Genomic DNA, 836 nt, shown 5'->3' on the forward strand with positions numbered 1-836 from the left:
CCAGCGGTAAGATGCGCGCTTCCTGCACGCAAATGGTATTCACATCGGCAAGATTATGCGTCTTTTCATTATAACGCTGGCGCATTTCGTTAAGTGCGGCGTTACGTTGCGTCTGTTCTTGCGTGACATTCTGGATAGCGACCTGTAACTGCGCCAGACGTTTTTGTTGGGGAACAATCTGTCCATGCAGCGCGACCAGGTGCTGACGCACTGGGCGTTGCTCAGCATGTTGCGCCAGGGCGGTAGCAACTTCATCGGCGGTTAACGTCAACGTGATCGCCGCAAGCGCATTAAGTTTTTGCTCAGCATGGGTTAACTGTTGCTGCCACTGAGGCCAGCTACCCGGCAGGCGCTGTTCAATATTCTGTTCTGTACGGGCAATCAGCGATGATAATGTCGGTGGTGAATAAGCCATTTAAACCCCGTTAAATGCTGCTTTAAACTCATAAGGAATAACGGAACCATCCGGTAATGTCAGTGCAATGTAGAGGTATAACCAGCCCTGATGTAACTGTTCCGCTCTGACGTTAATCGCACTTACCCGGCCCGCTGTTTTCAGCCATTCCAGCGCCTCTTCGGCATACCCTCTGGCGCGTTCCAGCGTATCCGGCGTGGCTTTTTCACGTGATAACAGCCACAACCGCGAACCGATGGGGCGGTCGCGGTAACTGTCACCCCACCATCCACGGCGATCATCTGAACCATCCGGCAGCGTGTCAGAATCCAGCGCGCGCCGGTCGGTAAACAGGGAGATTGTCACATCGGTTGTCAGGCTGTCGTCGGTCAGCATATCAATACCATCCTGCGCAATATCGCCGCGTCCGTTCGTCCAGATA

At 53.7% G+C, this 836-nt stretch carries 2 protein-coding genes; both read right to left on the reverse strand.

Translation table 11 applies throughout. The features are described from left to right. Nucleotides 1–415: hypothetical protein (locus AC0L3J_RS37105; protein ID WP_473350390.1), on the reverse strand; the 415-nt coding region annotated here is incomplete at its 3' end. Then, the coding region (locus tag AC0L3J_RS37110) for a phage GP46 family protein (RefSeq protein WP_473350391.1) at nucleotides 416–836 on the reverse strand (421 nt) is incomplete at its 5' end. It abuts the gene before it with no gap.

It is taken from the genome of Bradyrhizobium sp. Kon37 (assembly GCF_055807535.1).